The sequence below is a fragment of the Vibrio sp. B1REV9 genome (genome assembly GCF_905175395.2).
Classification (GTDB): Bacteria; Pseudomonadota; Gammaproteobacteria; order Enterobacterales; family Vibrionaceae; genus Vibrio; species Vibrio alfacsensis.
In genome coordinates, this window is record NZ_HG992745.1 from 1,072,377 (window position 1) to 1,097,863 (window position 25,487).

Below are 25,487 nucleotides of genomic sequence, written 5' to 3' on the forward strand. Positions count from 1 at the left end.
CAAGCTCAACGGGTATGACTGTGACGTTGGCTAAGGTATACTCATACTAATTAATCGCCATTCTAGCGAAGAGACAAAGATGTTTGAGAATTTAACGGATCGATTATCCAAAACGCTGAAGAATATCAGTGGCAAAGGTCGTCTGACTGAAGACAACATTAAAGAAACCCTACGCGAAGTTCGCATGGCCCTACTTGAGGCTGACGTTGCGCTTCCTGTTGTACGCGAATTCGTTAATCGCGTAAAAGAAAAAGCGGTCGGCGTAGAGGTATCTAAATCACTGACGCCTGGTCAAGAGTTCATCAAGATCGTTCAAGCAGAACTTGAAGCGGTAATGGGTGAATCTAACGAGGCGCTTAACCTAGCTGCTCAGCCGCCAGCAGTACTATTAATGGCGGGTCTACAAGGTGCGGGTAAAACCACATCGGTAGGTAAATTATCTAAGCTGCTTAAAGAGCGTGATAAGAAGAAAGTTTTGGTTGTGTCTGCCGACGTTTACCGTCCAGCTGCGATCAAACAGCTCGAAACACTCGCATCAGACATTGGTGTGGATTTCTTCCCATCTTCACCAGATCAAAAGCCAATTGATATTGCGAATGCGGCAATCGACCACGCGAAGAAGAAATTCTATGACGTATTGATTGTCGATACAGCGGGTCGTTTGGCTATCGATGAAGAGATGATGGGTGAAATTAAAGATCTTCACTCAGCGATTAACCCTGTAGAGACACTGTTCGTTGTTGATGCAATGACGGGTCAAGATGCGGCGAACACAGCAAAAGCGTTCGGTGATGCGCTACCGCTAACCGGTGTGATTCTGACGAAAGTGGATGGTGATGCACGTGGTGGTGCGGCGCTATCGGTACGTCATATTACAGGCAAACCAATTAAATTCTTGGGTGTGGGTGAAAAGACCGACGCATTAGAACCATTCCATCCAGATCGTGTTGCATCGCGCATTCTGGGCATGGGTGACGTACTGTCACTGATTGAAGACCTACAGCGCAATGTTGACCATGAAAAAGCAGAGAAGCTAGCGAAGAAGTTCAAAGAGAAGAAAGGCTTCGACCTTGAAGACTTCCGTGAACAGCTAGGTCAAATGCAAAACATGGGCGGCATGATGGGCATGCTAGACAAGCTACCAGGTATGTCTCAGCTGCCATCGGATGTAAAAGATAAAGTTGACGATAAGATGTTCAAGCAAATGGAAGCAATCATCAGCTCCATGACAATGAAAGAGCGTCAACGCCCAGAAATCATCAAAGGTTCGCGCAAAAAGCGTATCGCTGCGGGTTCTGGTGTTCAGGTTCAAGATGTTAACCGTCTACTGAAACAGTTTACCCAAATGCAGAAGATGATGAAGAAAATGCAGAAAGGCGGCATGAAAGGCATGATGCGCAATATGCAAGGCATGATGGGCGGAATGGGTGGCGGTGGCTTCAATCCATTTGGTCGTTAATCGATTGCCTAGACTTTAGTTTCAGGCTGTTAGCTGCATCACAAACTTAAATTTTAATTTATGTTGGCGAAAAAGTAGCTAAACCCCTTGCATTGAACCGGGATAAGAGTAAAATTCCGGAGCTTTATTTTGGCACGAGACCCCAGACTGTTTCATTCATAAATGGTTTTTGGGGTTAATTTTATTTTTGAGAAAGCAAAGAGGACGACATGGTAACCATTCGTTTGGCACGTCACGGCGCGAAGAAGCGTCCATTTTATCAAATCGTAGTTGCGGATAGCCGTAACGCAGCAACTGGCCGTTTCATCGAGAAAGTTGGTTTCTTTAACCCAACTGCACAAGGTCAAGAAGAAGGTCTACGTCTAGACCTAGACCGCGTTAACCATTGGGTTGGTCAAGGCGCGTCTCTATCTGACCGCGTTGCTAAGCTAGTTAAAGACGCTCAAAAAGCGGCTTAATTCTTACTAAGAAGTAGAAATTAGCTTATGTCGATGAAAGGTAAAGAAACAATGAGTGACAATAGAATTGTTGTAGGCAAGTTTGGTGCTACTTACGGCATTCGTGGTTGGCTCAAGGTTTTTTCCTACACAGACAATGCTGAGAGCATTTTCGATTACAGCCCTTGGTTTGTTAACCAAAAGGGTTCGTGGGTTGAGTACAAAGTTGAAAGCTGGAAACGTCATGGCCAAGGTTATGTCTGTAAACTAGCTGAATTAGATGTTCGTGAAGACGCACAACTGATGACAAACTTTGAAATTGCTATTGACCCTGCGGTACTACCTGAATTGTCAGAAGATGAATTCTACTGGCGCGAATTGTTTGGGATGCAAGTGGTAACCAATAAAGGTTACGATCTGGGTGTCGTTTCTGACATTCTAGAAACTGGCTCAAACGATGTTTTGGTGGTTAAAGCAAATCTTAAAGATGCTTTCGGGCAGAAGGAACGATTAATTCCGTTCCTTGAAGAGCAAGTGATCATCAAAGTTGATCGCGAAGCTCAACGGATCGAAGTTGACTGGGATCCTGGATTCTAATCTCCAAAATTACAGAGCGAGATAAACATGTGGGTTGGCGTAATTAGCCTTTTTCCTGAAATGTTCCGTTCTGTTACTGATTTTGGGGTAACAGGTCAAGCGGTTAAAAAAGGTCTTTTGTCTATTGAGACTTGGAATCCTCGAGATTTCACTCATGACAAACATCGCACTGTCGATGACCGACCTTACGGTGGTGGTCCTGGTATGTTAATGATGGTTCAGCCTTTGCGCGATGCCATTCATACCGCGAAAGAAGCCTCACCGGGTAAGACGAAAGTCATTTACCTCTCTCCTCAAGGTCGCAAGCTCGACCAGAAAGGGGTTGAAGAACTGGCAACGAATGAGAATTTACTTCTTATTTGTGGTCGTTATGAAGGGGTAGATGAGCGCATCATTCAATCTGAAGTCGACGAAGAATGGTCGATTGGGGATTTTGTGATGACGGGTGGTGAGATACCAGCCATGACGTTAATCGATTCTGTCTCGCGGTTTATTCCGGGGGTACTAGGGGATTTCGCGTCAGCAGAAGAAGATTCTTTTGCAAATGGCTTGTTAGATTGCCCTCACTATACGCGTCCTGAAGTGTTAGATGGCAAAGAAGTACCAGCGGTACTGATGTCAGGTAACCATAAGGATATTCGTCACTGGCGACTAAAACAGTCGTTAGGCCGTACTTGGCTAAGAAGACCAGAGCTCCTGGAAAACCTAGCTCTGACTGACGAACAGGAACAATTACTTGCTGAGTTCATCAGTGAACATAACGCAAAGTAACCTAATTTATTTAGTATCAGTTTATTCTAGGAATTTATAAAATGAGTAACATCATCAAGGCTCTTGAAGAAGAGCAAATGAAGCAAGACCTACCTAAATTTGCACCAGGTGACACTGTTGTAGTTCAAGTTAAGGTAAAAGAAGGTGAACGTGAGCGTCTACAGGCTTTCGAAGGCGTTGTAATCGCAATCCGTAACCGTGGTCTTCACTCTGCTTTCACTGTACGTAAGATCTCTAACGGTGAAGGTGTTGAGCGTGTATTCCAAACTCACTCTCCAGTTGTTGATAGCATCGAAGTTAAACGCCGCGGTGCAGTACGTCGTGCCAAGTTGTACTACCTACGTGAGCGTTCTGGTAAGTCAGCTCGTATTAAAGAGAAACTTGCTAAGAAGTAATGCTATAACTAGCGTTCTCATAGTAAATAACGGGGTCGAGCAATCGACCCCGTTTTTTTGTTTGTAATTTCCATTTGTAATATCAATATTCCGCGCGATTTTCATGGTCTAAACCATCAGCAACGCTTTGAATGCTATATTTCTCGATTAACGAGCAATAAAAAAGGCTGATGTGTATACATCAACCTTTCTCTCATTATAAATGTGCCACATCTAGCGCATTAATATGGGTCTTCAGACCAGCCATCACTATCTGACATGTCGGGTGCGCCAGCAATGGTGTTTTCTTCATCTGCCCATTCACCAAAATCAATCATTTGGCACTTTTTACTACAGAAAGGGCGATGAGGACTTTGCTCTCCCCATTCTACATCAGCACCACATTGTGGGCATGGAACGACAGTAATTTTAGACATCGTCAATCGTCCTGTTTGTTAAGGTGTATAAAGACAGTATGGAAATAGTAGTGCGATTATCGTTTAGCTACAAACGGCAAGTTCAAATTCAATATCTTGGCTGCACGCTTGGCCACTTTCAAAAGCGATAAATTTAATCGCAAAGCGGTTTTTATGACCGGAGATCATTGGGTAGACACCGTATTCCATTGGGATATGTAAGCGAAGTATATTGGCTTCGTCAGCATCACTTTGAAAAAAACCAGCACGAGCGATTTGGGCTTTAAAATGGCCAGTTTCACGCGTGAGCTTCAACCAAAGGTTTAGCGCATCAGAGAGTGGTTTCAAACTCCCTTGCCACTTCGCGGCATCATGCTTTTTCCGCTCGATTGGTAGGTGTAACCAATAATGCAGCGCTGGTAAATCGAAACAGCAAGAACCACCAGGTAGGTTAAAACGTTGGCGAATAGAACTCAAGAAGCGATCTTCTTTGAGTGACTGACCAAATCGCTCTGCATTCATTAATTGGCTATGAATAGCATCAATATCACGCAGTAAGGCAGTCAGTGCTTCTTGATCTACACCCTCGACATTGAACCAATTACGGTAAGTGAGGCGTTGCTTTTCTAGATCTTTAGCTAGTTCACTTTTGAGTTGAATTTGCTCAAAGATCTCGACCATATCGAAAAGGGCACGAAAGAATAGCTGATACTGATGGTTATCGGTAAAGCCAGAGGCTAAGTGAGCCTGACGCAACAAAGACTCAACTCGCAAATAGATGCGAGTTTTTTCATTTAAAGGATGTTCAAATTTGTGCGTGGTCATCGACATAAGCCTTGGTTAGAATCCCCTCTATTCTGACAGATTTTTCTTACATATGGCTAGGTACTTTTGGTGTAAATCTGTGATTTGAAGCAAAAGATTAGGGTCATTTGGGTTGTTCTTAACCACATCGTCAGCCAGCGCGAGCCTTTGTTCACGAGATGCTTGAGAGGCTAAGATCGCACAAGCTTGTTCTTCACTAACGTTGTCGCGTTTAACGGTTCTTGAAATCTGTGTTTCGGCGGCTACATCTACCACAAGTACACGATCACACAAACTATCTAATTTGTTTTCAATGAGTAAAGGCACGACTAAAAGTGCGTATTCTGATGTGACCTGTTGCAAATCCTCGATCATCTTTTCACGAATAATTGGGTGTAATAAAGCATTAAGCCAAGCTTTTTCTTCTGGATTGGAAAAGATACGCTCGCGTAGCTTCGATCTATCGAGAGTTTGATCGCTTCTAACGATGTCTTGACCAAAGTGATGAATAATCGCATTGAGACCAGGAGTCCCGGGTTCAACGACTTCTCGGGCAACGATATCAGCATCGACAATATCAATGCTGAACTGCTGCTTAAACAAGTTTGCAACGGTGGTTTTACCGCTGGCAATACCACCAGTTAACCCAATAACAAAAGTCATTTACACTCCTAAAATTGACGTAAAGTACCAGTTTAGAATTTGTTCACCCCAAATTAGGCTTACCCAACCTGCTATTGCTAGGTATGGTCCGAATGGAAAAGCTTTTTCGATACCTTGTTTTTGCAAACGTAATTGAATAAGACCAAAAATGATGCCGACGATTGATGAAAGCAAAATGATCATTGGGAGTGATTGCCAACCTAACCAAGCTCCTAACGCGGCGAGTAACTTGAAATCACCATATCCCATTCCCTCTTTACCTGTTAGGAGTTTGAACCCCCAATAGACACTCCAAAGGCAGAGGTAGCCGGCGATCGCACCAATGACGGCATCTTGTAAACTAATAGGACTAATACCAGTGAGCGCAAGCGCAATGCCTGACCACATTAAAGGCAAGGTCAGTTGATCTGGCAGCAACATGGTATCAAGATCGATAAATGTGGCGGCAATAAGTACAAAGGTAAAGAAAATTAATGCGATGGTGAAGTAGCTAAAACCGAAGTAAAACGCGAGAAAACCCGAACAGAGCGCGGTGAGAAGTTCAATGAGAGGGTAGCGAACACTAATCGAAGATTGGCAGTTGTGGCATTTTCCTTTCAATAATAACCAGCTAATCACGGGAATGTTGTCTCGAACACGAATAGGCGTGCCGCATTGTTGACAAGAAGAGCGTGGAACACTAAGTGTCAGCTTCTCTTTTGGTGGTTCTATTTTGCATTCAGGAAAAGATTCCGCACACTCGTGTCGCCATTCGATTTCCATGATTTTTGGTAGGCGATAAATAACAACGTTGAGGAAACTTCCCACGATTAAACCGAAAATCGTGGCAAATACAACGAATAGCCATGGGTAGTACAGGAATACTTCCATATCTTTCTCTTGAACAATTGACCAAATTAGCAGGATGCTGTTTTGATGGGATTAAAGCTGCATTCTATCCCAATACGCTCATTAAGTTAAAGATAGGGAGGTACATTGCAGTAACAAGACTGCCTACGACAACCCCGAGAAAAACAATGAGTAGAGGCTCTAAAATTTTACTCAAATTATCGACGGTACTGTCGACTTCAAACTCATAAATGGTCGCGACTTTGTTTAGCATATCATCCAAGCGTCCGGATTCTTCACCAATCATCACCATTTGTAGTACCAATTCAGGAAAGACTCCGCTATTTCGCATAGCAATATACAAGGGCATTCCTGCTGCTGTATCGTGATAAATGTCATTAATGGCGAGTTGATAATGAAGGTTACCTGAGGTTTTTGCGGTGGTTTTTAGACAGAGCAGAATAGGGATCCCTGAACTAAAGCTCGTCGCAAGCGTTCGGCTGAATTTAGCAATGGCGGCTTTAGATAACACGGGACCTAAAATGGGAAGCATTATACTGATACGCGCAATCATTAGCCGGAATGATTGAGAGCGCTGGCTTACAAAACGTGAAGTGATAGCTAAGCTCGAGAATCCGAAACTAATATACGCTCCCCATTTTTGCGTCCAAGCAGACACCAATAGTACTATCTGAGTAAATAGCGGTAACTCTTCGCCAAAGCCTGCAAACATCTTTTCAAATTCGGGAATCACTTGCGTCAACATCAAATAAGAGACAGCAAGCGCTGCGAATACGACCATCGCTGGATAAATTAAGGCTTTGATGACTTTTGAGCGCAACTGTTCGCTTTTTTCTCGATAAGTGGCGAGACGTTCGAAAACAAGAGGTAAGTTACCCGATTGTTCACCTGTGGCGATTAGATCGGTATAAAACGGATCAAAATGCTTGTTGGTGTTATGCATGGCTTTTGATATTGGGGTTCCGGCTTCTATCGCTCGAGTAACACTGAGCAGAATCGACTTCATTTCTGCTTTTTTATGGCTTTCAGCGACAAGATGTAATGCTTGAACAATGGGAACCCCTGTTATTAGCATGGTCGAAATCTGACGGGTAAAAGCTGTGATATCTTTACCTTTTACACGCTGGGTAAATTTCTTAAGCAAAGAGATACGACGCTTTTTTAGTTTTCTGACTTTTATATGTTGCGCAGCTAAGCGTTCACGAACTTCGAATTCACTGAGAGCCAGAGTATGGCCAGAGGTTCTCTTTCCGGAGCTATTAATGCCTTTCCAGAAATAGTTGCTCAGTTGTAAATCTTTGTTTTTCATAAGTTAGGTAGCGGTTGGTTTATGCTTTACACGTTAAAAGTGGAGGACACGTTTTAACTCACTCAAGCTGGTAACCCCTTGTCGAAGCTTTTCTACTCCTGACATTTGTAGTGTTTGCATACCATTTGCGATAGCGAGCTTTTCTATTTCGTGTATTGATGCGCCTGTCATGAGTGCCTCAGATAATGACTCGTCAAAATGCATCATCTCGTAGATCCCTGTACGTCCTACATAACCTTGTGTGCATTCATTGCAGCCATCTCGGTTTGCTTGATAAATAAGATCGGTCGCAACGATGCCAATGTGCCGTAGTTGAACATCGAGTGGTTGAGGGGTTTTACAATGGGAACACAGTATTCTCACAAGACGCTGAGCAATGATTAAACTCAGTGATCCTGCGAGATTAAATCGTTCAACGCCCATGTTCGATAGCCGTATAATTGTTTCAGCCGTTGAGTTTGTATGAAGGGTTGATAACACTAAGTGGCCAGTCTGAGAGGCCTTGATCGCATTCTGAGCTGTATTGAGATCTCGGATCTCCCCAAGCATGATGACGTCAGGATCTTGTCGTAAAAAAGCACGCAGAGCCTCGGAGAACCCAAAGCCGATTTGGGGCTGAACTTGAACCTGATTAATGCCGGGTAAGTTAATTTCAACCGGATCTTCTGCTGTCGCGATATTGATTTCTGGCTTGTTGAGAATGTTGAGGCCAGTGTAAAGCGATACCGTTTTTCCGCTGCCAGTCGGTCCCGTCATGAGGATCATCCCTTGAGGCCGTTGCAGCGCATTTAGATACAGTTGTTTTTGGTGTTTGTTATAACCGAGCTTATCAATGTTTAAATCGCTGGCATTACTATGAAGTAGACGCAAGACGAGCTTTTCACCAAACAAGGTTGGCAGTGTGGATACGCGTATATCGATTGCCGTTTCTTGGTTGAGTTTGAGCTTGATCCGTCCATCTTGAGGTAAGCGCCGTTCAGATATATCGAGTCTTGATAGGATTTTTATACGGGCAGAAAGCCTGCGGCTCAGGTGGCTAGGGGGTTGTTGGCTTTCGACTAAGATGCCATCACAGCGTAAGCGAACTCGATATAGATTCTCATAGGGTTCGAAATGTATATCAGAGGCAGATTTTCGTACGGCGTCCAACAAGATCTGGTGGATATAGCGACTCACTGGAGAATTGTCTTGGCTCAGGTCTTCAATATGCTCAACTTCTTCTTGGCTGATGTCGACGAGATTGGCGAGTTCTTCCTGATTGATCTCCTTTAATCCAGACTTCTCTTCAATAATGGCGCGGCCATATAAGCGTCGAATCGCAGAAGTGAGTTCTCTAAAATCAGCAAGAACCAATTCGATTTGCAAACCTGTAGCAAAACGAAAGTCATCTTCAGCTTGAAAGTTGGTGGGATCAGAAACCGCCAACATGAGTGTATTGTTATTTTGGCTAAGTGGTAGTGCATTGTGTCGAGTGATTAGATCGCGAAGCCCCAATTGCTGACACAGTGCAGCATAATCGTATTGGTGAAGAGCAGTGCGCGATAAACCAAATATTAGACTCAACTGCTCCGTTATTTCGTCTGCTTGAAATAAATCACTGGTGATCAAAGCTTCTGATACAGATATACCGGAAGCGATGGTCTGTTGGGTTAAGGATTCTTCTTGAGTCAATGTGATGATTCCAGATTGGCGAAGAATCGTTAAGAGGTTGGTTTGCATATCGTGAGACAATATTTTCACTAAGATTTGCAGGTTTTAGGAAGTAAAGCACTCTCAACGGCAGAGGTCGCTCCAGACGCAGTGCAAGTCCATCCTCCATTGATGCTTCTTACCAACGCAAAGTCGCTGCCGACTAATTTGGGACTGGAGTCTGTGGCAAAAGTAAACCTGATTGAGCCAGACGCGGATGATGCATCTGGCTCAAATGCGATAGTGCCTTGGGGGATGATACTTGGTACTCCTAAAGCTGAGGATTCTGATGCTGCTGGAAATGCACCATACTCAGCGGTATACGCTTCAACATTGGTTTTTACTCCGGTCATTAACGATAACGCAGCGGCTACTTCAGCTTTTGCGACATATTTTTGATATTGAGGTATCGCGACCATAGCCAATACACCAATTACAGCGACAACCATCATTAGCTCAATAAGCGTAAAGCCTTTTTGTTTCATATGTTTATTCGTTCTCATTACTTTTCCTTAAGTACAAGTGAAAGATCTTGCATGTAATCGGTGGGAAAAAGTAATGGACGCAGACAGGATTAAAAATGATAAGGGTAGGTGGGTACGAGGGAACTAATAGTCTTTAATAAGCTATTGCAATAAATACACAAGGTTTTGCGAGGGGTGTTGATCGCGGAGAATTAAAAAAGAGAGCGATGAGGCTCTCTTTCTTCTTGCTTTGCAGGGCGGTCTATTTAAAACGCATTGAAAGGTCTAAGGCTTTCAAGTGTTTTGTTAGCGCGCCTACAGAGATATAGTCGACGCCGGTTTCAGCGTACTCTGCGATGGTTTCTAGCGTCACATTACCCGAGTTCTCTAATGCGGCACGACCTGCGTTGATTGCTACCGCTTCACGCATCATATCGGTAGTAAAATTATCTAACATGATGATATCTGCACCAGCTTCGATAGCTTCTTTTAATTCATCTAGGCTTTCTGTTTCGACTTCAACAGGCTTTCCAGGATTTAACTCTTTTGCCGTCGAGATAGCTTGAGTGATGCCACCACATGCAATGATGTGGTTCTCTTTAATTAAGTAAGCGTCGAAGACACCAATACGGTGGTTAAAACCACCACCACATGCCACTGCATATTTAAGTGCGCTACGTAGACCTGGAATAGTCTTACGCGTATCTAATAGACGACACTCAGTGTGAGCAATTTTTTCTGCGTATTCTGCTGTGATGGTCGCGCAACCTGAAAGGGTTTGGATAAAGTTCATTGCGTTGCGCTCGCCTGTTAACAGATCACGAGCAGGTCCCGTCAGCGTGCAAAGTGTTTGGTTTGGTTCTACCTTGTCGCCATCGTTCACATGCCACTCAATGGTGACTTTGCCACCTAGTTGCTTGAATACTTCATCTGCCCATGCTTGACCACAGAACACACCGTACTCGCGCGTGATGATGGTTGCAGTATTAATAGCGTCAGCTGGGATAAGCGATGCGGTGATGTCTTTATCGGCATCCAAAGTGCCACCTAAATCTTCTTTTAGGGTATCGGCTACGGCACGAGTGATTTCTAGCGGAAGTTGTTGTTTCAGGTATTCTAGGCGTTCTTGGCTGTTGTGTGTGTTCTTCATCGCAAATCTTGTCTTGAAAGGGAGATGGCAACGAATGATACTCTCCGGTGGCAATAATTTCAGCAGTTAATTTGCAAAGTAGAGAGGTTGGTATGGGCCTAAAAATTGACAATGGATGGTTAATGCAAGCGAAGCATATGCCATCACCATTTTTTGATGCGCGTTTGAATAAAGAAGATATCTCTCTGCTGGTGGTCCATAACATCAGTTTACCGCCAGGCCAATTTGGTGGCTCTTATATAGAGGACTTTTTTACTGGCAATTTGGATCCTAATGCGCACCCATTTTTTGAGGTAATTCACAAAATGGGCGTTTCTGCACATTGTTTGATCAAGCGTGATGGCGAGATTGTTCAGTTTGTCTCTTTTCTAGATCGAGCATGGCATGCAGGCCAATCGAGCTTCGCAGGGCGTGAGCGCTGTAATGATTATTCGATAGGTGTGGAGTTAGAAGGTACTGAATTTGTTGCTTATACAGAAGAGCAGTATCAATCACTTACTGCATTGACTCAAGCCATTATGCACTATTATCCCCGAATCACCTTACCTAGAATCACTGGGCATCAGTATATTGCTCCCTTGAGAAAAGCCGATCCTGGTCTAAGCTTTGACTGGATAAAGTACCGAGGGCAGTTAAAACACGGTTTGTAGCAAAATTGTAAGTGACGCTCATGATTATTAATAAGGCATACATTTAGGTATGCCTTTTTTGAATCGGACAAAAAATTTCATTTGTTAATAAATAACAACACATTTTTGTGATTGTGTCGGTTTGGTGCAAATGAAGCACAGAAATTTCGTCTTTTTCTGAATTAATTGATCAAAAAAGTCTCATGAACCTCACTGTGGCTGTTCTTTTTTTGTAATTGGTAAGACCAATTTTATTGCTGTTTTAATGTCCATTTGTTATCAGGGTGTTGGTTCGTGCCATGTTCTATGATTTAGGTCAACTTTTGGCTGGACAGTTGCGTTTTAATTATGTTAATTTCTGCATCAACTTAAAATTGGTATGACCAATTACCTGCAAGAGTAGAAGAACGATAAATATGGCTTATCAAAGGATTCGTCAGCCAAAACTCTCTGATGTTATAGAACAAGAGTTGGAAAGGTTGATTGTGGAAGGAACACTCTCTCCGGGGCAACAATTGCCACCAGAGCGCGAACTCGCCAAACAGTTCGATGTGTCCCGTCCATCTGTCCGTGAAGCCATTCAGCGTTTGGAAGCGAAGCGCTTGTTGACTCGCCGTCAAGGCGGTGGAACATTCGTTAGCGAAAACATCTGGAAAAGTTTTTCAGATCCGCTGCTGAATTTATTGTCTAGCCACTCAGAGACGCAGTTAGACCTACTTGAGTCGCGCCACGCGATGGAAGGGATTTCTGCGTACTTTGCAGCATTGCGTGGTACCGATGAAGATTTTGTTCGTATTCAGGCTTGCTTGAATCAGATCAGTGAAGAGCAAAAAGACGACAACGTTGAAGCAGAAGCGGCGGCAGTTATGCAGTTCCTTATTGCTCTAACAGAAGCTGCACACAATGTTGTGTTACTTCATATCGTTCGTAGCCTTGCGCCTTTATTAGAGCAAAATGTTCTACAAAATTTGAAATTACTACACCGCCGTGAAGAAGTGGTGGAGAAAGTAAGTAAGCACCGAGCCAATATTGTGGATGCGATTGTTTCTGGTCAGCCGGAAAAGGCGCGAGAAATGTCTCACTCACATTTGGCTTATATCGAAGAAACATTGTTGGATTTGACTCGAGAAGAGTCTCGACGAGAGCGTTCTCTGCGTCGAATCCAGCAAGGTAACGAATCTTAAACAAGAAACGGTTACTTAATAAGTAGATCCAACCAACAGAAGGATAGATCGCCATGTCTGACATGAAGCATGACGTAGACGCATTGGAAACTCAAGACTGGCTACAAGCTCTTGAATCCGTTGTTCGTGAAGAAGGTGTAGAGCGTGCACAGTTTTTGCTAGAAACTGTTCTAGAAAAAGCACGTCTAGACGGCGTTGATATGCCAACTGGCATCAACACAAACTACATCAATACGATTCCTGCAGCGCAAGAGCCAGCTTACCCTGGTGACACAACGCTTGAACGTCGTATTCGCTCAATCATTCGCTGGAACGCAATCATGATCGTATTGCGTGCTTCTAAGAAAGACCTAGACCTAGGTGGTCACATGGCTTCTTACCAGTCAGCGGCAGCGTTCTACGAAGTATGTTTCAACCACTTTTTCCGTGCTCCAAATGAGACGGACGGTGGCGATCTAGTTTACTACCAAGGTCACATCTCTCCTGGTATCTACTCTCGTGCATTCGTTGAGGGGCGTCTAACTGAAGAGCAGTTAGATAACTTCCGCCAAGAAGTGGATGGTAAAGGTATCCCTTCTTACCCGCACCCTAAACTGATGCCTGAATTCTGGCAGTTCCCTACTGTATCTATGGGTCTTGGTCCGATCTCTGCGATCTACCAAGCGCGTTTCCTTAAGTACCTAGAAGGTCGTGGTCTTAAAGATACTTCTGCTCAACGTGTATACGCGTTCCTAGGTGACGGTGAGATGGATGAGCCAGAATCACGTGGTGCAATTTCTTTCGCTGCTCGTGAGAAGCTAGACAACCTATGTTTCCTAATCAACTGTAACCTACAGCGTCTAGATGGCCCTGTAATGGGTAACGGTAAGATCATTCAAGAGCTTGAAGGTCTATTCAAAGGTGCAGGTTGGAACGTAGTTAAAGTTATCTGGGGTAACAACTGGGATGCACTACTAGCTAAAGACACGACTGGTAAGCTACTGCAGCTTATGAACGAAACGATCGATGGCGACTACCAAACATTCAAATCTAAAGATGGCGCATACGTACGTGAGCACTTCTTTGGTAAGTACCCTGAGACGGCAGCACTCGTTGCAGACATGACTGACGACCAAATCTTCGAATTGAAGCGTGGTGGTCACGATTCTTCTAAGCTGTTTGCTGCATTTAACAATGCAAAAGAAACAAACGGCAAGCCAACAGTAATCCTAGCTAAGACTGTTAAAGGTTACGGCATGGGTGAAGCGGCTGAAGGTAAGAACATTGCTCACGGTGTTAAGAAGATGGACATGACTCACGTACAATACCTACGTGACCGTCTAGGCCTACAAGATCTTCTATCTGATGAGAAAGTGGCTGAACTGCCTTACCTGAAATTGGAAGAAGGTTCTGCTGAATACGAATACCTACATGCTCGTCGTAAAGCACTGAAAGGTTACACGCCACAGCGTCTGCCTAAGTTCACACAAGAGTTCAAAGTACCTGAGCTAGAAGAGTTTGCTCCTCTACTTGGTGCTCAGAAGCGTGAAATCTCAACGACGATGGCTTACGTACGTACGTTGAACATCCTACTTAAAGACAAGAACATCGGTAAGAACATCGTTCCTATCATCTGTGATGAAGCGCGTACGTTCGGTATGGAAGGTCTATTCCGTCAAGTGGGTATCTACAACCCACACGGTCAAGAGTACACGCCTGAAGATAAAGGCATCGTTTCTTACTACAAAGAAGCGACATCTGGTCAAGTTCTTCAAGAAGGTATCAACGAACTAGGTTCAATGGCATCTTGGGTTGCTGCTGCTACTTCTTACAGCACAAACGATCTGCCAATGATCCCGTTCTACATCTACTACTCAATGTTCGGTTTCCAACGTATTGGCGACATGGCATGGCTAGCAGGTGACCAACAAGCTCGTGGCTTCCTACTAGGTGCTACAGCTGGTCGTACAACACTGAACGGTGAGGGTCTACAGCACGAAGATGGTCATTCGCACATTCAAGCGAACACTATCCCTAACTGTATTTCTTACGACCCAACATTCGCTTACGAGCTAGCAGTAATCATGCAAGACGGTATCCGTCGCATGTACGGTGAGAACCAAGAGAACGTGTTCTACTACCTAACGCTAATGAACGAAAACTACGCAATGCCAGCAATGCCAGAAGGCGCTGAAGAAGGCATCCGTAAGGGTATTTACAAGCTAGAAACTTACGCAGGTTCAAATGCGAAAGTTCAGCTAATGAGCTCTGGTACTATTATGAATGAAGTACGTAAAGCAGCTCAAATCCTAAGCGAAGATTACGGCGTAGCGTCTGATGTTTACTCAGTAACATCATTCAACGAACTAACTCGTGACGGCCAAGATGCAGAGCGCTTCAATATGCTTCACCCAGAAGCGGAAGCGAAAGTACCTTACATCACAACTGTACTTGGTAAAGAGCCTGCAATCGCAGCGACTGACTACATGAAGAACTACGCAGAGCAAGTACGCGCGTTCGTTCCTGCTGAGTCTTACAAAGTACTGGGTACTGACGGTTTTGGTCGCTCAGACAGCCGCGACAACCTACGTCGTCACTTCGAAGTGAATGCAGGTTACGTCGTAGTTGCAGCCCTAACTGAACTAATGAAACGTGGTGAAGTTGAGAAATCAGTAGTTGTTGAAGCGATTAAGAAATTCGACATCGACACTGAAAAAACTAACCCGCTATACGCATAAGACAACGCTTAAGTAAAAGGTAGATAAGCAATGGCAATCGAAATTAATGTACCAGACATCGGTGCGGATGAGGTTGAAGTTACTGAGATTCTTGTAAGCGTTGGCGACAAGGTTGAAGAAGAACAATCTCTAATCACTGTTGAAGGCGACAAAGCTTCTATGGAAGTTCCAGCGTCTCAAGCAGGTATCGTAAAAGAAATCAAAGTTGCGGAAGGCGATTCTGTAACAACGGGTTCTCTTATCATGATTTTCGAAGCTGAGGGTGCCGCTGCAGAAGCGGCTCCTGCGGCAGCTCCAGCAGTTGAAGCTGCACCAGTTTCAGCTCCTGCAGCGGCAGAACTAAAAGAAGTTAACGTACCTGATATCGGTGGCGACGAAGTAGAAGTTACTGAGATCATGGTTAAAGTTGGCGATGAAGTAGAAGAAGAGCAATCACTTCTAACTGTAGAAGGCGACAAAGCTTCTATGGAAGTACCAGCACCATTTGCAGGTACGGTTAAAGAGATCAAGATTGCTGAAGGTGATTCAGTAACAACTGGTTCTCTAGTGATGGTATTCGAAGTGGCCGGCACTCCGGTTGCTGGCTCAGGCGCAGCGGCTCCAGCTCCAGCAGCAGTAGAAGCGCCAGCTGCATCTGCGGCGGCAGCAGCTGACAAAGAAGTAAACGTACCAGACATCGGCGGTGACGAAGTAGAAGTTACTGAGATCATGGTTAAAGTTGGCGATACAGTGGAAGAAGAGCAATCTTTGATCACTGTAGAAGGCGACAAAGCTTCAATGGAAGTACCAGCTCCATTCGCTGGCACGGTTAAAGAGATCAAGATTGCTGAAGGCGACAAAGTAACGACTGGTTCTCTAATCATGATTTTCTCTACAACGGAAGGCGAAGTTGCAGGCGCGGCTCCAGCAGCAGCTCCAGTTGCAGCACAAGCTCAAGCGGCGGCACCAGCGGCAGCGCCAGCTCCTAAAGCAGAAGCTCCAGCGGCAGCACCAGCAGCAACGGGTGACTTCCAAGAGAACAACGACTACGCACACGCGTCTCCAGTTGTTCGTCGTCTAGCTCGCGAATTTGGCGTTAACCTATCTAAGGTTAAAGGTACTGGTCGTAAGAGCCGTATCCTTAAAGAAGACGTTCAGTCTTACGTTAAAGATGCGCTTAAGCGTCTTGAGTCTGGCGCAGGTGCAGCAGCATCTGGTAAAGGCGACGGCGCAGCGCTTGGTCTACTACCTTGGCCAAAAGTTGATTTCAGCAAGTTCGGTGAGACTGAAGTTCAGAAGCTTTCTAAGATCAAGAAGATCTCAGGTGCTAACCTACACCGTAACTGGGTAATGATCCCTCACGTTACACAGTGGGACAACGCTGACATCACTGAGTTAGAAGCATTCCGTAAAGAGCAGAATGCTATCGAAGCGAAGAAAGACACTGGCATGAAGATCACCCCTCTTGTGTTCATCATGAAAGCTGTTGCTAAAGCACTTGAAGCATTCCCAGCGTTTAACTCTTCACTTTCTGAAGATGGTGAAAGCATCATTCTTAAGAAGTACGTAAACGTAGGTATCGCAGTCGATACGCCAAACGGCCTGGTTGTTCCTGTATTTAAAGACGTGAACAAGAAAGGCATCTACGAGTTATCTGAAGAATTGATGGTAGTATCGAAGAAAGCACGTGCTGGTAAGCTAACAGCTGCTGATATGCAAGGCGGTTGTTTCACAATCTCTAGCCTTGGCGGTATCGGCGGTACGGCGTTTACGCCAATCGTGAATGCGCCAGAAGTGGGTATCCTTGGTGTATCTAAGTCTGAAATGAAGCCAGTATGGAACGGTAAAGAGTTCGAACCACGCCTACAGCTTCCACTGTCTCTATCATACGACCACCGTGTGATCGATGGTGCTGAAGGTGCGCGTTTCATCACTTACCTAAACGAGTGTCTATCAGATATCCGTCGTCTAGTTCTTTAATTAAGAATAGACACTAGAGAGGCGGCAATTTTGCCGCCTCTGTTAATAGAATTATCGAACAATTGGATGCTGGAGCAGCATTGTTTCACTGTCGAATTGTTGTCTAGCTCACAGGCTAAATTGATTTACTTTTCACACCATTAACATCTCTGTAAACTGATGACGGTCTGAAAATAACGGTTTATAACGAACTGACTTTAAATATAAAGAATCGATACTCACTCAGCCTGTTAGGGATAATGACTACAAGAGGTCAAAATGAGCAAAGAAATTAAAGCCCAAGTTGTTGTACTTGGTTCTGGTCCTGCCGGTTACTCCGCTGCATTCCGCTGTGCGGACTTAGGTCTTGAAACAGTACTTATCGAGCGCTACAGCACTCTAGGTGGTGTATGTCTTAACGTGGGTTGTATCCCATCTAAAGCGCTTCTTCACGTTTCAAAAGTTATTGAAGAAGCGAAAGCGATGGCTGATCACGGTGTCGTTTTTGGCGAACCACAAACAGACATCAACAAGATCCGCATTTGGAAAGAGAAAGTTGTTAATCAACTGACTGGTGGTCTTAGCGGTATGGCTAAGATGCGTAATGTGACTGTCGTAAACGGCTACGGTAAATTTACAGGTCCTAACTCTATTCTTGTAGAGGGCGAGGGTGAAGCAACAACCGTTAACTTCGACAATGCGATCGTAGCGGCCGGTTCTCGCCCAATCAAACTGCCATTTATCCCGCATGAAGATCCTCGCATTTGGGACTCAACTGACGCACTAGAGCTGAAAGAAGTACCAGGAAAACTGCTTATTATGGGCGGTGGTATCATCGGTCTAGAAATGGGTACGGTTTACCACTCTCTAGGTTCTCAAGTAGACGTAGTTGAAATGTTCGATCAAGTTATCCCAGCTGCGGATAAAGATATCGTTAAAGTTTACACTAAGCGTATCAAGAACAAATTCAACCTAATGCTAGAAACGAAAGTAACAGCAGTTGAAGCGAAAGAAGACGGCATCTACGTTTCGATGGAAGGCAAGAAAGCACCAGCAGAAGCTGAGCGCTACGACGCTGTTCTCGTTGCTATCGGCCGAGTGCCAAACGGTAAGCTAATTGACGGTGAAAAAGCAGGTCTTGAAATTGATGACCGTGGCTTCATCAACGTTGATAAGCAAATGCGTACGAACGTACCTCACATCTTCGCTATCGGTGACATCGTTGGTCAACCAATGCTTGCTCACAAAGGTGTGCATGAAGGTCACGTTGCTGCAGAAGTTATTTCTGGTAAGAAGCACTACTTCGACCCTAAAGTTATCCCATCAATCGCTTACACTGAGCCAGAAGTGGCATGGGTTGGTAAGACTGAGAAAGAAGCGAAAGCTGAGGGCATCAACTACGAAGTGGCAACATTCCCATGGGCAGCATCAGGTCGTGCAATCGCATCTGACTGTGCTGATGGTATGACTAAGCTAATTTTCGATAAAGAAACTCATCGAGTAATTGGTGGTGCTATCGTTGGTACTAACGGTGGTGAACTGCTTGGTGAAATTGGCCTAGCAATCGAAATGGGTTGTGATGCTGAAGATATCGCACTAACTATTCACGCTCACCCAACTCTGCATGAGTCTGTGGGGCTAGCAGCTGAAGTGTTTGAAGGTTCAATTACTGACCTGCCAAACAAAAAAGCAGTGAAAAAGAAAAAGTAACTTCGCTTAAAGACCTGATGTCTTGAAGAATTAATGATAAAGGCCGCTGATTCATCAGCGGTTTTTTTTGTTTTTAATATTTATGAATCGATCATTGGAGAAGAAAAAAGCTCACCATATTGATGAGCTTCGTTTCGTGATTAACGGATGTTTAGCGTTCGTGCTTAGTGCTCATGCTTATAAATACAAAGCATATTTAAGTAAGAGGCGGTAAGCGTCGCTAGCTCGCTATCATTACTAGTTCGATTAGCTTGGACGAACAACGAGTAACAAATACCATTGAACAGGTTTGCCAAGTGTTCTGGCTCATGCTGATCGCAGACTTCACCTCGCTCAATGGCCTTAATGAACATGTTTTGAACTAGCAGTTGGTTCGTTCTATTTGTAGAGACAAATAGAGGCCAAACCTCATCACGTGTCGATGCGCTCCATTCAAACCATACTTTCTGCCAATGACAGTCTTGACTCACTAGCTCAAGCATCGCGTTGGTAATATTTGAGATATTTTCGCGAGCATGCAGATCTAAATCGATATTGTCAGATAAGAAGTTAGAGTATTGACGAACAACATGATTTAGAACTTCATCAACCAAGTCTTCTCGAGTTGGGAAGTAATTGAAAACTGTTGCAACAGAAACTTGAGCGATGTCTGCGATATCTGCATGGCCACCGCGGCCAATACCACGGCGTGCGAATACTTCTAACGCAATTTCCATAAGTTGCTGTTTACGTTTTAGAGGGGAAAGCCTAGTGCGAGGTCTCTTCGCGATTGAATCCATATCCATTATCCTTGCCATTTGAGTTGATATTTGTCTCAGGGGTTTACCCCTAATTAATTGTTATAATAGTTACTTAAACCGACAATGAGTGTAATGGTGCATATGGTTAAGGTCAATATCTTGTGGTTACTTTATAGACAATAATGTCATTGTGGATGCTTAATTTGCGGATGAAAGTTTCAAAAATAAGACGTTTGCCCCACAATTCTCAGAACTTGGATGGCTCTTTCCACCTTTTGTGCAGGGTGTTACACTAGATGTTGTAAGACAAGGTGATCGTTTGCGTACGACCAACCTCAACCCACAAAATAATTGAGCACAGTATGAAACATACAATAGAAGTAATGATTTCTGAGCAAGAAGTTCAGGATCGTATTCGTGAATTAGGCAAACAAATCACAGAGCATTACCAAGGCAGTGAAGATCTTGTAATGGTAGGTTTGCTGCGTGGTTCATTTGTATTTATGGCCGATTTGGCTCGCGCAATCGAACTGACTCACCAAGTCGATTTTATGACAGCTTCTAGTTATGGTAACACCATGGAAAGCTCTCGTGATGTACGTATTTTGAAAGATCTTGATGATGATATTAAAGGTAAGGACGTACTGATCGTTGAAGACATCATTGATACTGGTAATACGCTAAATAAAATTCGTGAAATTCTTTCACTACGTGAGCCAAAATCTATCGCGATTTGTACGCTTTTAGATAAGCCATCTCGCCGTGAAGTCGAAGTACCAGTTGATTGGTTTGGCTTCGCTATCCCTGATGAATTTGTTGTTGGTGTGGGTATTGATTACGCTCAAAAATACCGTCATCTACCATTCATCGGTAAGGTTGTACCACAAGAATAAATGCCGATATCGTCGACATAACAAACAGACAATAAAAAGCGCCGCTTGATTTCAAGCGGCGCTTTTTTAATGATTTATTTATCGACAAAGCAATTTCTTGTCGTCATTTAATATGGCAAATAATGCTTTTTGATACGACGCTTCAACGGTTTCTTGTGAGTGAGAACGAACGCCTAAGTATTCTAGTCGCCCGTCTTCTATACCATATACAACACCATGGATTTCGACTTCTTGGCCGCGCTCCCACGCGTTTTGCATAATGGTTGAATTGCCAAGGTTATAGACTTGTTCTGCGACGTTGATTTCACCAAGTTTGTCGGCGCGATCTTCAGGAGGCATTTGGTCAAGGTACGTACGATGTTTAAAGTAGATATCACGAATGTGTAGTAACCAGTTGTTGATGAGGCCAAGTTGAGGGTTATCGATCGCAGCGTTTACACCTCCACAGCCATAGTGACCACAAACAATAATATGCTTTACTTTAAGAACGTCGACAGCATATTGGACAACGGAAAGGCAGTTAAGATCGGTGTGAATAACTTGGTTAGCGACATTACGATGAACAAATAATTCACCTGAGAATAGTCCGGTTAATCGCTCAGCAGGTACGCGACTGTCGGAACATCCAATCCAAAGAAAATCGGGTTTTTGGCCCTCTGCGAGTTTAGCAAAATATTCTGGACGATCAGATTTGATCTCTTCTGACCATTTCGAATTGTTTTCGAATAACTGTTTAATTTCCGGCATCTGACAATCTACTTCCCTAAAAATGAAAAAACCAACCTCTTGCCAATAAAGCGATCAGCGCCGTAACTATACACAATGTTACAAATTCAATCTCGTTAAATATTTGTCCAAGATGACTCATCTGACGAGTTCTCGCTGTTAAAATCATAAATTGTGCTGACATCATTCGCAAACTGAATAATCCTAAAGTTATAAGAGCCTTTTTGGTTTTTTTCTTTATCGAAATATTTGGTAAATTGAACGTATTTTGTTTTTATTGCAGGGAGCAAGCGGGATGTTCGGTCATCGCTTTAAGGATATCAATTTGAAAGGGGATGTATTTGGCGGTGTGACAACGGCCATTATTTCACTTCCCCTTGCGCTGGCATTTGGTGTGGCCTCAGGAGCTGGAGCAGAAGCAGGTTTATGGGGGGCGATTATGGTGGGGCTATTTGCCTCGCTGTTTGGTGGCTCTAACACTCTGATTTCTGAGCCAACTGGCCCAATGACGGTCATTATGACCGCAGTTTTGACCAGCATGATGGCAAAATACCCAGAAACCGGTATGGCAATGACGTTCACCGTCGTCATGATGGCGGGGGCGTTCCAGATTGTTCTTGGTACATTGAAGTTAGGTAAATATGTCACCCTGATGCCATACAGCGTGATATCGGGTTTCATGTCTGGTATTGGCGTGATTCTTATCATTTTGCAACTCTCCCCTTTACTCGGCCATGCTGCTCCCTCTGGCGGTGTCATTGGCACGCTTTCTGCGTTACCTGAAACCATCTCAACGCTCAAATTTAGTGAGTTGTTTTTAGGCTTGCTGACGCTTGGTATTTTGTTCTTTTTTCCAAAACGGTATCGAAAGTATGTTCCAGCTCAGTTAGTTGCATTAGTCGCGGTAACGTTGCTTTCTGTCATTTTGTTCGATGTTGATGACATCCGCCGAATTGGTGAGATTCCAGCAGGCCTCCCATCGTTAGTGGTGCCACATATCGATCCAGCGATGTTTACTGAGATGGTGATTGATGCATTGGTTCTTGGCACCTTAGGCTGTATTGATACGTTGTTAACTGCCGTTATCGGAGACTCATTGACGCGTAAAGAACATGACTCGGATAAAGAACTTCGAGGTCAAGGATTGGCAAATATGATTTCTGGTTTGTTCGGTGCTTTACCTGGCGCGGGGGCCACAATGGGGACCGTCACCAATATTCAAGTTGGCGCTCGTTCTCCATTGTCAGGCGTGATACGAGCGTTGATTTTAGCGCTGGTTGTATTGGTGGCAAGCGGCCTGACTGAGCCGATCCCGATGGCAGTGCTGGCAGGTATTGCGGTCTATGTCGGGTTTAACATTCTTGATTGGAGCTTTATTCAACGAGCACATAAAGTTAGCTTTCCTGGCATGGCGGTGATGTACGGCGTAATGCTATTGACGGTATTTGTTGATTTGATTGTTGCGGTTGGTTTAGGTGTGTTTATCTCTAATATCATCATCATTGAGCGCTTGAGTCGTGAGCAAGCTCGCCAAGTGAAAGCGATCAGCGATGCAGATGAAGACGATGTACCACTGACGGATAGCGAAAGAGGGTTGTTGGATCGTGCGATGGTAAGGTGTTGTTCTTTTATTTATCGGGGCCAATGATCTTCAGTGTATCTAAAGCTATCTCTCGTCAGCACACCAGCATCTCGGACTACGAGGTGATGATCTTGGATTTAACTGATGTACCGATGATTGATGTCACTGTGGGCCTTGCGTTAGAAAATGCCATTAAAGATGCTCTAGATGCCAACTGTGAAGTGTACTTACTTTGTCCAAATCAACGAACGCGAGAACAACTAGAAAAATTCCATGTGATTGATCTAGTGCCGGATGAGAACACCTATAAGTTCCGCTATGAAGCATTGAATGCAGCGGTGAAGCATGTGGAAACCGATGAACATCAGATGTTAGTGATGTAAATAAAGTTCATATTTTTAAAACGCCACAGAATCTATTCTGTGGCGTTTTTTTGTGTCCCAGTTATTTCTAATTTTATGGAAGGTTTAATTGTATTCATCGTCATTCAACGATAAACTAAATTAACTTCATTGCAATACGTGGTGTTTATGGAGTCAAAATGAACTCCCGCTCAGGTATTTGCATTTATGATTCATCAACAGATGGCAGCGATTAAAGCAATGTACGCATTAGAAATTGAACAGCTTCGCAAGACGTATACGGGCGGATTTGAAGCGTTGAAAGGCATTAGCCTAAAAGTAGAAAAAGGTGACTTCTATGCGCTTCTCGGACCGAATGGTGCAGGTAAATCGACCACAATTGGCATCATATCTTCTTTAGTTAATAAGACCTCCGGTACAACAAAGGTATTTGGCTACAACATCGACACGCATCTTGAATTGGCAAAACAAAACCTTGGTTTGGTACCTCAAGAGTTTAACTTCAACCAATTTGAGACGGTTGAGCAAATTGTGATGCAGCAAGCGGGTTATTACGGGGTGTCTAAAACGCTGGCGAAAGAGCGAGCAGAAAAGTACCTCAGCAAACTTGATTTGTGGGAGAAGCGGAAAGAGCGTGCGCGTAACTTATCTGGTGGAATGAAGCGCCGTTTAATGATTGCTCGCGCGTTGATGCATGAACCACAGTTGTTGATCCTTGATGAACCAACCGCAGGTGTTGACATTGAATTGCGCCGCTCAATGTGGGATTTCTTAAAAGAGATTAACCAACAGCAGGGTATTACCATCATCCTAACAACACACTACCTTGAAGAAGCGGAAATGTTGTGTCGCAACATCGGTATCATTAATAAAGGTGAGCTGATTGAGAACACCACAATGAAAGCACTTTTAAGCAAACTTCGTGTTGAAACTTTCATTTTAGATGTTGAGTTTGAGGGTGAAATGCCGAAATTAGAAGGCGTGAATAGCCAAATGATGGTGAACGGTTCTTTAGAAATTGAACTCGATAAGAGCCAAGGGTTGAACTCAGTGTTTAGCCAGCTTTCTGAACATGGTGTTAAAGTGCTTTCAATGCGCAATAAAGCAAACCGTTTGGAAGAACTTTTTGTCAGCATTGTTCGTGGGGGTAATCAATAATGTATAAGTTGTATTGGACGGCGTTCTGCAGTCTTCTGACAAAAGAAATTAACCGCTTCACTCGTATTTGGGTTCAGACGTTAGTTCCGCCAGCGATCACCATGACGCTCTATTTCATTATATTCGGCAGCTTGATTGGTTCCCGTATCGGTGAAATGGGTGGCTTTAGTTATATGGAATATATAGTGCCTGGTTTGATCATGATGTCAGTGATCACCAACTCCTATTCAAACGTTGCGTCTTCATTTTTTAGCTCAAAATTCCAAAGAAACATTGAAGAGTTGCTGGTGGCTCCTGTGCCAAATTACATCATCATTTTGGGCTTTGTGATGGGTGGCGTGGTACGTGGTCTGCTGGTTGGCACTATCGTGACATTTGTATCCTTATTCTTTGTTGATTTGAAAGTGGATCACTGGGGGATCATCATTGCTACGGTCTTTATGACGTCAGTGGTATTCTCACTTGGTGGTTTAATTAATGCGGTTTATGCAAAAACGTTCGATGACATTTCGATCATCCCAACATTTGTTTTGACGCCACTGACTTATTTAGGCGGGGTATTCTATTCAATTAGTCTGTTGCCTGAATTCTGGCAGGGTGTGTCTAAGCTAAATCCAATCGTATACATGGTGAACGCATTCCGTTACGGCTTTTTAGGTGTTTCAGATGTGGGTATCGTAACTTCATTTAGCGTATTGTCTGTATTTGTTGTTGCGCTTTATGCTGTGGCGCATTACTTGGTAACCAAAGGCATCGGCTTGCGTTCATAGTCAGTGCATTAAGCCTGTACACAAAAAGCAGTTATAAAAAAGGTCGACACAGTGTCGACCTTTTTGTTTTTATTTACGAACTCGATATTTACATCA

The 25,487-nt window shown here is 43.9% G+C and carries 23 protein-coding genes and 1 pseudogene; 14 read left to right on the top strand and 10 right to left on the bottom strand.

The features are described 5' to 3' along the window. The first annotated feature begins 79 nt into the window (after positions 1 to 79). The 5 genes from ffh to rplS all read left to right on the top strand — a co-directional run bounded on the left by ffh (position 80) and on the right by rplS (position 3,659). Entirely contained in the window at positions 80 to 1,459 is a 1,380-nt protein-coding gene (gene ffh / locus KHN78_RS10570) for a signal recognition particle protein (protein ID WP_128810209.1), read from the top strand. A 209-nt stretch (positions 1,460 to 1,668) separates the two neighbouring features. Continuing rightward, a complete protein-coding gene (rpsP, locus tag KHN78_RS10575; RefSeq protein ID WP_004410028.1) occupies positions 1,669 to 1,917 on the top strand; it encodes a 30S ribosomal protein S16 in 249 nt (82 codons plus the stop codon). Positions 1,918 to 1,944: 27 nt separating this feature from the next. Then, on the top strand, positions 1,945 to 2,493 hold the full coding sequence (rimM, locus tag KHN78_RS10580) for a ribosome maturation factor RimM (protein WP_128810210.1): 549 nt from the start codon (positions 1,945 to 1,947) through the stop codon (positions 2,491 to 2,493). 27 nt (positions 2,494 to 2,520) lie between these two features. Then, positions 2,521 to 3,264: a tRNA (guanosine(37)-N1)-methyltransferase TrmD gene (trmD, locus tag KHN78_RS10585; RefSeq protein WP_211915995.1), complete on the top strand. Its 744-nt coding sequence runs from the start codon at positions 2,521 to 2,523 to the stop codon at positions 3,262 to 3,264. 41 nt (positions 3,265 to 3,305) lie between these two features. Beyond that, positions 3,306 to 3,659: a 50S ribosomal protein L19 gene (gene rplS / locus KHN78_RS10590; RefSeq protein WP_128810212.1), complete on the top strand. Its 354-nt coding sequence runs from the start codon at positions 3,306 to 3,308 to the stop codon at positions 3,657 to 3,659. Positions 3,660 to 3,880: 221 nt separating this feature from the next. On the opposite strand, the gene yacG is transcribed toward rplS, so the two are convergent. From yacG to nadC, 8 genes are all read right to left on the bottom strand, one after another. Then, positions 3,881 to 4,075 carry a DNA gyrase inhibitor YacG gene (gene yacG, locus KHN78_RS10595; protein ID WP_211915996.1) on the bottom strand — a complete coding sequence of 65 codons (195 nt, stop codon included), beginning with the start codon at positions 4,073 to 4,075 and terminating at the stop codon, positions 3,881 to 3,883. Between the two features lie 63 nt (positions 4,076 to 4,138). Beyond that, complete coding sequence (gene zapD / locus KHN78_RS10600; protein WP_128810214.1) at positions 4,139 to 4,879, bottom strand: cell division protein ZapD; 741 nt, start codon at positions 4,877 to 4,879, stop codon at positions 4,139 to 4,141. Between the two features lie 27 nt (positions 4,880 to 4,906). Beyond that, a complete protein-coding gene (coaE, locus tag KHN78_RS10605) occupies positions 4,907 to 5,521 on the bottom strand; it encodes a dephospho-CoA kinase (protein ID WP_211915997.1) in 615 nt (204 codons plus the stop codon). Beyond that, complete coding sequence (locus KHN78_RS10610; protein ID WP_211915998.1) at positions 5,522 to 6,391, bottom strand: prepilin peptidase; 870 nt, start codon at positions 6,389 to 6,391, stop codon at positions 5,522 to 5,524. It abuts the gene before it with no gap. A 64-nt stretch (positions 6,392 to 6,455) separates the two neighbouring features. Then, complete coding sequence (locus KHN78_RS10615; RefSeq protein WP_211915999.1) at positions 6,456 to 7,679, bottom strand: type II secretion system F family protein; 1,224 nt, start codon at positions 7,677 to 7,679, stop codon at positions 6,456 to 6,458. 33 nt (positions 7,680 to 7,712) lie between these two features. Further along, a complete protein-coding gene (gene pilB / locus KHN78_RS10620) occupies positions 7,713 to 9,398 on the bottom strand; it encodes a type IV-A pilus assembly ATPase PilB (RefSeq protein WP_211916000.1) in 1,686 nt (561 codons plus the stop codon). A gap of 20 nt (positions 9,399 to 9,418) precedes the next feature. Then, positions 9,419 to 9,871, bottom strand: a complete 453-nt coding sequence (locus KHN78_RS10625) for a pilin (protein WP_211916001.1) — start codon at positions 9,869 to 9,871, stop codon at positions 9,419 to 9,421. 223 nt (positions 9,872 to 10,094) lie between these two features. Then, on the bottom strand, positions 10,095 to 10,982 hold the full coding sequence (gene nadC / locus KHN78_RS10630; RefSeq protein WP_211916002.1) for a carboxylating nicotinate-nucleotide diphosphorylase: 888 nt from the start codon (positions 10,980 to 10,982) through the stop codon (positions 10,095 to 10,097). Between the two features lie 92 nt (positions 10,983 to 11,074). On the opposite strand from nadC, the gene ampD reads away from it, so the two are divergent. The 5 genes from ampD (at position 11,075) to lpdA (ending at position 19,160) form a co-directional block, all read left to right on the top strand. After that, on the top strand, positions 11,075 to 11,632 hold the full coding sequence (ampD, locus tag KHN78_RS10635) for a 1,6-anhydro-N-acetylmuramyl-L-alanine amidase AmpD (RefSeq protein WP_211916003.1): 558 nt from the start codon (positions 11,075 to 11,077) through the stop codon (positions 11,630 to 11,632). A 395-nt stretch (positions 11,633 to 12,027) separates the two neighbouring features. Next, positions 12,028 to 12,795 carry a pyruvate dehydrogenase complex transcriptional repressor PdhR gene (pdhR, locus tag KHN78_RS10640; protein WP_128810222.1) on the top strand — a complete coding sequence of 256 codons (768 nt, stop codon included), beginning with the start codon at positions 12,028 to 12,030 and terminating at the stop codon, positions 12,793 to 12,795. A gap of 53 nt (positions 12,796 to 12,848) precedes the next feature. Further along, positions 12,849 to 15,512 carry a pyruvate dehydrogenase (acetyl-transferring), homodimeric type gene (gene aceE, locus KHN78_RS10645; protein WP_211916004.1) on the top strand — a complete coding sequence of 888 codons (2,664 nt, stop codon included), beginning with the start codon at positions 12,849 to 12,851 and terminating at the stop codon, positions 15,510 to 15,512. 30 nt (positions 15,513 to 15,542) lie between these two features. Then, positions 15,543 to 17,471, top strand: coding sequence for a pyruvate dehydrogenase complex dihydrolipoyllysine-residue acetyltransferase (gene aceF, locus KHN78_RS10650; protein ID WP_211916005.1), 1,929 nt, complete (start codon positions 15,543 to 15,545; stop codon positions 17,469 to 17,471). A 258-nt stretch (positions 17,472 to 17,729) separates the two neighbouring features. Continuing rightward, complete coding sequence (gene lpdA, locus KHN78_RS10655) at positions 17,730 to 19,160, top strand: dihydrolipoyl dehydrogenase (RefSeq protein ID WP_211916006.1); 1,431 nt, start codon at positions 17,730 to 17,732, stop codon at positions 19,158 to 19,160. 164 nt (positions 19,161 to 19,324) lie between these two features. Here lpdA and KHN78_RS10660 read toward each other — a convergent pair whose 3' ends face one another. Beyond that, the gene (locus tag KHN78_RS10660; protein ID WP_128810226.1) at positions 19,325 to 19,939 is read right to left on the bottom strand and encodes a LuxR/HapR/OpaR family quorum-sensing transcriptional regulator; all 615 of its coding nucleotides are present in this window, start codon (positions 19,937 to 19,939) and stop codon (positions 19,325 to 19,327) included. Positions 19,940 to 20,262: 323 nt separating this feature from the next. Here KHN78_RS10660 and hpt point away from each other — a divergent pair, with 323 nt between their 5' ends. Then, a complete protein-coding gene (gene hpt / locus KHN78_RS10665; protein WP_211916007.1) occupies positions 20,263 to 20,793 on the top strand; it encodes a hypoxanthine phosphoribosyltransferase in 531 nt (176 codons plus the stop codon). A gap of 78 nt (positions 20,794 to 20,871) precedes the next feature. On the opposite strand, the gene can is transcribed toward hpt, so the two are convergent. Further along, positions 20,872 to 21,540, bottom strand: coding sequence for a carbonate dehydratase (gene can, locus KHN78_RS10670; protein ID WP_211916008.1), 669 nt, complete (start codon positions 21,538 to 21,540; stop codon positions 20,872 to 20,874). Between the two features lie 274 nt (positions 21,541 to 21,814). Here can and KHN78_RS10675 point away from each other — a divergent pair. From KHN78_RS10675 to KHN78_RS10685, 3 genes and pseudogenes are all read left to right on the top strand, one after another. Then, positions 21,815 to 23,484, top strand: a pseudogene (locus KHN78_RS10675) (SulP family inorganic anion transporter). Positions 23,485 to 23,703: 219 nt separating this feature from the next. Continuing rightward, on the top strand, positions 23,704 to 24,621 hold the full coding sequence (locus tag KHN78_RS10680; protein ID WP_211916536.1) for an ABC transporter ATP-binding protein: 918 nt from the start codon (positions 23,704 to 23,706) through the stop codon (positions 24,619 to 24,621). Further along, positions 24,621 to 25,391: an ABC transporter permease gene (locus KHN78_RS10685; protein ID WP_211916009.1), complete on the top strand. Its 771-nt coding sequence runs from the start codon at positions 24,621 to 24,623 to the stop codon at positions 25,389 to 25,391. The genes KHN78_RS10680 and KHN78_RS10685 overlap by 1 nt, the downstream gene beginning before the upstream one ends. Positions 25,392 to 25,487: the final 96 nt, after the last annotated feature.

What these genes read in the sequence shown, in the direction of transcription:
- coaE (WP_211915997.1), bottom strand. Translation starts at nt 5,521, where the DNA reads ATGACTTTTGTTATTGGGTTAACTGGTGGTATTGCCAGCGGTAAAACC.
- lpdA (WP_211916006.1), top strand. Translation starts at nt 17,730, where the DNA reads ATGAGCAAAGAAATTAAAGCCCAAGTTGTTGTACTTGGTTCTGGTCCT.
- KHN78_RS10680 (WP_211916536.1), top strand. Translation starts at nt 23,704, where the DNA reads ATGTACGCATTAGAAATTGAACAGCTTCGCAAGACGTATACGGGCGGA.
- yacG (WP_211915996.1), bottom strand. Translation starts at nt 4,075, where the DNA reads ATGTCTAAAATTACTGTCGTTCCATGCCCACAATGTGGTGCTGATGTA.
- rimM (WP_128810210.1), top strand. Translation starts at nt 1,945, where the DNA reads ATGTCGATGAAAGGTAAAGAAACAATGAGTGACAATAGAATTGTTGTA.
- zapD (WP_128810214.1), bottom strand. Translation starts at nt 4,879, where the DNA reads ATGACCACGCACAAATTTGAACATCCTTTAAATGAAAAAACTCGCATC.
- can (WP_211916008.1), bottom strand. Translation starts at nt 21,540, where the DNA reads ATGCCGGAAATTAAACAGTTATTCGAAAACAATTCGAAATGGTCAGAA.
- hpt (WP_211916007.1), top strand. Translation starts at nt 20,263, where the DNA reads ATGAAACATACAATAGAAGTAATGATTTCTGAGCAAGAAGTTCAGGAT.
- KHN78_RS10625 (WP_211916001.1), bottom strand. Translation starts at nt 9,871, where the DNA reads ATGAGAACGAATAAACATATGAAACAAAAAGGCTTTACGCTTATTGAG.
- aceE (WP_211916004.1), top strand. Translation starts at nt 12,849, where the DNA reads ATGTCTGACATGAAGCATGACGTAGACGCATTGGAAACTCAAGACTGG.
- KHN78_RS10615 (WP_211915999.1), bottom strand. Translation starts at nt 7,679, where the DNA reads ATGAAAAACAAAGATTTACAACTGAGCAACTATTTCTGGAAAGGCATT.
- KHN78_RS10685 (WP_211916009.1), top strand. Translation starts at nt 24,621, where the DNA reads ATGTATAAGTTGTATTGGACGGCGTTCTGCAGTCTTCTGACAAAAGAA.
- aceF (WP_211916005.1), top strand. Translation starts at nt 15,543, where the DNA reads ATGGCAATCGAAATTAATGTACCAGACATCGGTGCGGATGAGGTTGAA.
- trmD (WP_211915995.1), top strand. Translation starts at nt 2,521, where the DNA reads ATGTGGGTTGGCGTAATTAGCCTTTTTCCTGAAATGTTCCGTTCTGTT.
- ampD (WP_211916003.1), top strand. Translation starts at nt 11,075, where the DNA reads ATGGGCCTAAAAATTGACAATGGATGGTTAATGCAAGCGAAGCATATG.
- KHN78_RS10660 (WP_128810226.1), bottom strand. Translation starts at nt 19,939, where the DNA reads ATGGATTCAATCGCGAAGAGACCTCGCACTAGGCTTTCCCCTCTAAAA.
- pilB (WP_211916000.1), bottom strand. Translation starts at nt 9,398, where the DNA reads ATGCAAACCAACCTCTTAACGATTCTTCGCCAATCTGGAATCATCACA.
- rpsP (WP_004410028.1), top strand. Translation starts at nt 1,669, where the DNA reads ATGGTAACCATTCGTTTGGCACGTCACGGCGCGAAGAAGCGTCCATTT.
- nadC (WP_211916002.1), bottom strand. Translation starts at nt 10,982, where the DNA reads ATGAAGAACACACACAACAGCCAAGAACGCCTAGAATACCTGAAACAA.
- pdhR (WP_128810222.1), top strand. Translation starts at nt 12,028, where the DNA reads ATGGCTTATCAAAGGATTCGTCAGCCAAAACTCTCTGATGTTATAGAA.
- ffh (WP_128810209.1), top strand. Translation starts at nt 80, where the DNA reads ATGTTTGAGAATTTAACGGATCGATTATCCAAAACGCTGAAGAATATC.
- rplS (WP_128810212.1), top strand. Translation starts at nt 3,306, where the DNA reads ATGAGTAACATCATCAAGGCTCTTGAAGAAGAGCAAATGAAGCAAGAC.
- KHN78_RS10610 (WP_211915998.1), bottom strand. Translation starts at nt 6,391, where the DNA reads ATGGAAGTATTCCTGTACTACCCATGGCTATTCGTTGTATTTGCCACG.